The organism is Mycobacterium sp., assembly GCF_035499775.1.
Classification (GTDB): Bacteria; Actinomycetota; Actinomycetes; order Mycobacteriales; family Mycobacteriaceae; genus Mycobacterium.
Genome location: NZ_DATJYB010000055.1, coordinates 1 through 6,494 on the forward strand (window position 1 = coordinate 1; position 6,494 = coordinate 6,494).

The window sequence follows — 6,494 nt, forward strand, 5'->3', positions numbered from 1 at the left end:
CCGCGTTGCGGTGGTGACCGGCGGCGCGTCGGGCATGGGTGAAGCCACCTGCCACGAGCTGGGCCGACGCGGCCTCAAAGTCGCCGTGCTCGACGTCGACGGCGAGGCCGCGGGCCGGGTCGCCGAAGAGTTGCGCTCGGCGGGCGTCACGGCGTTGGGCGTGGAGGTCGACGTCACCGACCGCAGTGCCGTGGAGGGGGCGTTCGCCACGGTGCGGGCCGAACTGGGGCCCGTCGCCGTGCTGGTGACGAGTGCCGGCAAGACCGGCTTCTCGCGTTTCGCCGACATCACCGTCGAGGCCTGGTCGGAGATCATCGACATCAACCTGACCGGAACATTTCACTGCTGTCAGGTGGCTCGAACACACCGACGCCGGACATGGTGGCCGCGGGCTGGGGCCGCGTGGTGATGATCTCCTCGTCGAGCGCACAACGCGGCTCCCCCTACATGGCGCACTACGCCGCATCCAAGGGCGCCGTCATCACGTTGACCAAATCGCTTTCCAGCGAGTACGCGTCGAAAGGGATCACGGTCAACAACATCCCTCCCTCAAGCATCGATACCCCGATGTCACGCCAGGCGCAGGCCGAAGGCAGGCTGGGCTCACCGGAGCAACTGGCCAAGCGTATCCCGGTGGGCCACATGGGTTCTTCCGACGACGTCGCGGCCGCGGTGGGCTTTCTGTGCTCGGAGGAGGCGGGATTCATCACCGGTCAGGTGCTTGGCGTCAACGGTGGAGCAGTGGTGTGAAAGGAGCCGAGGAATGAGCGAGATCCAAACCGTCGATGCGAACGGGCTGACATTCGCGTATCTCGAGGAGGGCACCGGGCCGCTGGTGCTCATGCTGCACGGGTTCCCGGACACCGCGCATACCTGGGACCACCTTCGTCCGCTGATTGCCGCCAAGGGCTTTCGCGCGGTCAGCCCGTTCATGCGCGGATACCATCCGTCGGGGATCCCGGATCGAGACGCCGACCAGGAGACCCTGGCGCGCGATCCGCTGGCGTTGATCGAAGCGCTCGGCGCGCCTGACGCGGTCGTCATCGGTCACGACTGGGGGGCCGCGGCCGCATACGGCGCCGCCGCGCTCGGCCCGGATCGGGTGAAAAAGCTTTTCGTTATTGGCATTCCGCACCCGGCGGCGCTCAAGCCGTCGCTGAAGAAGCTGTGGGGCGTCCGCCACTTCGCGGTCTACAAGTTGCCGGGAGCCCCAGACCGCTTCGCGCGCAACGACTTTGCTGCGCTTGCCGCCATCTGTCGGCGCTGGTCCCCGCAGTGGAATCCCGACCCGGCGGAGTTCGACGCCGTGCGCGCCAGCTTCTCAAACCGGGCCAGCCTGAATGCGGCCTTCGGCTATTACCGCAAGCTCTCCCCCATCCCCAGCGCATCGCTGAAGGCGCGAATCACCGTGCCGACGGTCGTGTTTGCCGGTCTCCACGATCCGATAGCCGCGCCGTCGGACTATCGCGGCGCCGCCCGGATGTTCGAGAACGAGTACATCGTCGAGGAGGTCCCGGGCGGGCACTTCATGCATCGTGAGCATCCCGAGACGTTTGCCGAGCGACTCCTGGCACATCTGTGATTCCGACTTTTGCGCATTTTGCTCATCGGCGGTGGTAAGGTCTCTCCATGGCTGACAGGGGCCGGGTCAACTTGCGGCTTGCCACCCAGATTGTGTTGCTGCAAGTCGCCATCGTGACATTGACGTTGGTCATCGCGTTCGCGATGTTCGCCGAGTTCAACCGCCAGCGCCTATATAGCCAGTACAGCAACCACGCATTGGACATCGCGCGGGTAGTGGCCACCGCCCCTGTGGTACTCACCAACATCTCCCGCTATGACAACGTCCCGCTGGACCCCGGGGCCGAACTCGTCAACGAGCTGGCGAACGGTCCGCTGCAGACCAACGCGCTGCGCGTCAGGGCGCGCACCGAGGTGATGTTCGTGGTAATCACCAATACCGAGGGCGTGCGGCTGGCACATCCCGATCGCGCCAAATTGGGTCAACGGGTTAGCACCGATCCCAGCATGGCGCTGTCCGGACGAGAACAGGTGGTTCGTCAATCCGGCACCCTGGGGCGGGCGATAGTCGCCAAAGTCCCAGTGTTGGAGCCGGGTTCCAACCGCGTGTTGGGCATGGTCAGCGTTGGCATCTCCACGCTGGAGATGCATAACCAGTTCGTGCACAACCTGTTCGTCTTGGCCGGGTTGGGAGCGGTGGCGATGCTGGTCGGCGCCGGCGGCACGGCGGCCCTGGCCCGACGGTGGCGAGGGCTGACCCACGGTTTGCGACCGACCGAAATGACCGAGCTGTTACGCGCCCAGGCTGTGGTGCTGGAAGGTATCGGCGAGGGCGTGCTGGCGGCCGACACGTCGTGGAAGACCACCTTCGTCAACGACAAGGGGTGCCGACTGCTTGACATCGATGCCGAAACCGGCAAAGACGTCGACGAAATCGGGCTGACCCCACGGGTGCTCGACGTATTCAAGGCCGCCGATTCGGCGCCCGTGCTGGCAACGGTCGGTGAACGGGTCGTCGTGGTCTCGGCGCGGCCGGTGTCGCGCGACGGACGCGAGCTGGGGACCGTTCTGGTGGCCCGCGATCGAACCGATGTCGAGTCCCTGACCCGGCAACTCGATGCGGTGCAGCTGATGAGCACGGTGCTGCGCGCGCAGCGCCACGAATTCGCCAACCGTCTGCATCTGCTGAACGGGCTGCTGCACAGCGGTCACGTCGACGAGGGATTGGAATATCTGGAAGAGCTCCTCGGGTCGGGCCCGCTGGGATCCGCGATACCGGGTATCGACACCATCCGCGATGCCTTCCTGCAGGCATTCCTGGCCGCCAAGGCGGCGTCCGCCAGGGAAGCGGCCGTCAACCTGAAGATCGGTGAGAACACCCTGGTGACTGGACGGCTGGTATTGCCTGTCGACGTCACCACCGTTTTGGGTAACCTGCTGGACAACGCGATCGACGCGGCGCGGTTGGGCAAGAACCCCATCAAAGAGGTGGAAGTCGAACTGCTGCAAGAAGGTTCGACATTGCATGTGATAGTCAGCGACAGCGGCGACGGTGTGGCACCCGAGTTCGTCGACGATCTGTTCACCGAAGGCAGAACGACCAAGCCGGATTCCGGGATACCGGGCGGCCGGGGTCTGGGGCTTGCCTTGTCGCGCCAGATCAGCCGCTCGCTCGGAGGCGACCTGTGGTTGTTCAGCTCGGGTGACACCGACGGGGAGCCCCGGTTGCCGGGCGCGGAGTTCATGGCCTGGCTGCCAGGCGTGCTGGAAGAGATCGAGGAGGAGGCGCAATGGGCGATGCAGACCTGACGGTGCTGGTGGTCGACGACGACTTCCGCGTCGCCAACATGCACGCCGAGGTCGTAAACACATTTCCCGGCTTCTCGGTGAGTGGCACCGCCAACACCCTCGCGGCCGCGCGAAAGGCCCCGGAAGTCGACCTTGCCCTGGTCGACGTCTACCTGCCGGACGGGTCCGGAGTCGACTTCGTCCGCGAACTACGCGGCGACAGCATGATTTTGTCGGCGGCGACCGAGGCGGTCACCATCCGCGCCGCCATGGCCGCCGGGGCGCTGAGCTACCTCGTCAAGCCTTTTCCGACCACCGAGCTCGCCGCCCGCCTGGCGGGCTATGCTCGGTACCGCAAGATCCTGGCCCGCGCCAACCTCAGCGCCGGCGATGTGGATGCGGCACTCGATGCTCTTCGCCCCAAAATCGCCGCCCCCGCGCCCCCGACGATCGCCGCATCATCCACCAAACAGCTTGTGCTGGATGCCTTGCGAACATCGGAGCAGCCGATGTCGGCGGCGGAGGTCTCGTCGGCGATCGGGATATCACGGGCAACCGCGCAACGGTATCTGGCGTCGTTGGCGACCGCCCGCCAGGTCAAGGTCGGGCTGCGTTACGGCACCACCGGCCGGCCCGAGCAGGAATTCGCAGCGAACGAGCAGCGGCCAACTCGTCCCACCCGCTGACGGCCGGGTAACTCCCGCCATACGCTCGCCGAAAAGCGCCAGCTCGTCGAGCAGATCGACGAGCTGGCGCATTTTCTTCTCACATCCCTGCTATTTCGCGCCGGCGACCGACGGACGACGAACTTTCTTGTCGTGCCGGGCAAGTGCGCGCCGCCGGCGAGCCGCCGAACGGTGAATGTTGTCGACAGCCAACTGATGAGAGCAGTCCTCCGGATTGTGGCCGGTGACCGGCTGGACCGGAGTTTCGACAGTGCCGGGCACCGCTTCGGTGCTGTCGGTGCTGTCGCCCTTGACCGCTGCGGTCCGGTGGGCCAGGGTGGTGCGAATTGCCTTGGAGGGCCACCAGTTCGCCTTCCCGATCAGCGCCGCCATGGCCGGCACCGTCACGGTGCGAACCACGAACGTGTCGATCAGCAGGCCCATGCCGACGATGAACCCGATTTGGGTCATGGTCGTAAGGCTGCCGAACACCAGGCCGAACATCGAGGCGGCGAAGATGAGGCCGGCCGAGGTGATGACCCCACCCGTCGAGCGGACCGCACGAATGATGCCGGAGCGGATGCCGACGCGCGACTCTTCGCGAATTCGCGTGATCAGCAACAGGTTATAGTCCGCGCCCACGGCGACCAGCACGATGAACGCCACTGCCTGCACACTCCAGTTCAGCGGCTGCTGCAGTATCCACTGGAAGAAGATGACTCCCACGCCCACCGCCGACATGTACGAGATCACCACGGAGGCAATCAGGTACAGCGGTGCCACGATCGCCCGCAGCAACAGGATCAGGATGAGCAGCACGACCAGCAGCGTCATGACGATGATCAGGTGAAGGTCGTGGTTGTAGTAGCCGCGCATCGCCTGGTACGTCGCGGTCGTGCCGACGATCGAAATCGACGCATCCGCAAGGGAGGTGTTCGGCTGCGCACTGCGAGCCGCGTCGAGAATCGATGTCACCTGGTCCATCGCGGCCGGGCTGAACGGGTCGAGTTTGGTTTCGACCAGGTAGCGCACCGAATGGCCGTCGGGCGAGAAGAACATCTTCGCGGCCTTCTTGAAGTCGTCCGACGTGAGCACCTGGGGCGGAATGTACATGCCCGCCATCGCAGGTGTTGTGGCGTCGCGCTTCATCGACGTCAGGAACTCTGCGGCCTGGTTCATGCCCACACCCATCTTCTTCACCTGGTCGACGAGCATCCGCACACCGTCAGCCAGCCGCCGGCTGCCATCGGCCAGCTGCTCGGAAGCCGTCTGCATTTGCGCGATCTTCTGCGTCATGCCGGCGGTGCTGCCACCCATGGACCGCAGGCTGCTCGATGCCGCTGCCAATTGCGCGGTCAGACCCTGCATTGCCCCTTGCAGACTTTGCAGCGCGCCGGTGTTAGCACCCTGGGCGAGCTGTTGGAGCTGGGCGCGCGCGGCGCTGCAGGACGGGTCGACGTTGCACAGCGGCATGTTGTTCAGCGCGTTGAGCATCGGGCCCACTGCGCCGGCGGCGCCGTTGACGGCCGTGGCAGCGGATCCGTTCGCGAGCCCGCGTAGGTTGTCCAGCATCGTGGCCGCCGCGCCAAGCTGCTGCTGCACCTGCGCCAGCGTTGCGGTCATCTGGGTCATCGGCCCGCTGGCGTTACGGATTTCGTCGCGCACCTGGGCGAGGGCTGCCGCCAGTTGGTCAGCGCCATTGGTCAGCGCGTCGAGGTCTGCGCTTCTGTCGCTGATCTGTGTCGAGGCGTCTCCGAGCTTGGACCCGACCTCTCCGGCCTGATAGCTCACCTTCGCCTGGTCCAGCGGCTGGCCGGTGGGTCGGGTGATGCCGCGCACCGCAGCGATATTGGGCAGCTGCGACACACGTTGCGCCATCTGGTCCAGGTCGGCCAGGGCCCGCGATGTCCGCAGGTCCTGCGACGAGCGGACGTAGATGTATTGCGGCAGCAGCGTGGCCGTCGAAAAGTGGTCGGTCATCGTGTTAAAGCCGACGTTGCTCGGCGCCGACTCCGGCAATTGCAGGCGGTCGTTGAAGGTGGGCTGCAGGAACGCCGCGCAGCCCGCCAACACGAGCAACAGCGACAGGCTGACCACCAGGTGCGCTTTGGGACGACGAACCAGGTGGATCGCCGAGCGCTGCCACATGCGGCCGGTGAGGGCCGCTCGTGGCGTGATCCAGCCGCGTCGACCGGTGAGCACCAGTACGGCGGGCAGCAGCGTGACCGCGGCAAGGAACGCGATTCCGATCGAAACCGCAAGTGCCGGGCCGATACTCGTGAACGCGGGCAGCTGGGTGAAGTACATGCCGAGGAAGGTGACGCCAACGGTGGCTGCCGAAGCCGCGATGACCTCGCCGATGGAGCTCAGTGCTTTCTTCACCGCCTGGTCGGAATCAATGCCGGACCGGATGTACTCGTGGTAGCGGCTGATCAAGAAGACGGCGTAGTCGGTGCCGGCGCCCGCGATCATCGCCGTCATCAACGCGATCGTCAGCGGCGAAACCCCGAGCCCGATCTG

The 6,494-nt window shown here is 65.7% G+C and carries 4 protein-coding genes and 1 pseudogene; 4 read left to right on the plus strand and 1 reads right to left on the minus strand.

The features are described 5' to 3' along the window. The 4 genes and pseudogenes from VML93_RS03405 to VML93_RS03420 all read left to right on the plus strand — a co-directional run. A pseudogene (locus VML93_RS03405) lies at positions 1–750 on the plus strand (SDR family NAD(P)-dependent oxidoreductase); the annotation flags it as partial. Positions 751–763: 13 nt separating this feature from the next. Beyond that, positions 764–1,582: an alpha/beta hydrolase gene (locus tag VML93_RS03410; RefSeq protein ID WP_325607692.1), complete on the plus strand. Its 819-nt coding sequence runs from the start codon at positions 764–766 to the stop codon at positions 1,580–1,582. 47 nt (positions 1,583–1,629) lie between these two features. After that, positions 1,630–3,330: a sensor histidine kinase gene (locus VML93_RS03415; RefSeq protein ID WP_325607694.1), complete on the plus strand. Its 1,701-nt coding sequence runs from the start codon at positions 1,630–1,632 to the stop codon at positions 3,328–3,330. Next, on the plus strand, positions 3,312–3,995 hold the full coding sequence (locus tag VML93_RS03420) for a response regulator (protein WP_325607696.1): 684 nt from the start codon (positions 3,312–3,314) through the stop codon (positions 3,993–3,995). The genes VML93_RS03415 and VML93_RS03420 overlap by 19 nt, the downstream gene beginning before the upstream one ends. A gap of 90 nt (positions 3,996–4,085) precedes the next feature. Here the strand turns inward: VML93_RS03420 and VML93_RS03425 are convergent. Further along, on the minus strand, positions 4,086–6,494 hold a 2,409-nt coding region (locus tag VML93_RS03425), incomplete at its 5' end, for an MMPL family transporter (protein WP_325607699.1).

Excerpts from the sequence above, each read along its gene's own strand:
- VML93_RS03410 (WP_325607692.1), top strand. The coding sequence starts at position 764 with ATGAGCGAGATCCAAACCGTCGATGCGAACGGGCTGACATTCGCGTAT.
- VML93_RS03415 (WP_325607694.1), top strand. The coding sequence starts at position 1,630 with ATGGCTGACAGGGGCCGGGTCAACTTGCGGCTTGCCACCCAGATTGTG.
- VML93_RS03420 (WP_325607696.1), top strand. The coding sequence starts at position 3,312 with ATGGGCGATGCAGACCTGACGGTGCTGGTGGTCGACGACGACTTCCGC.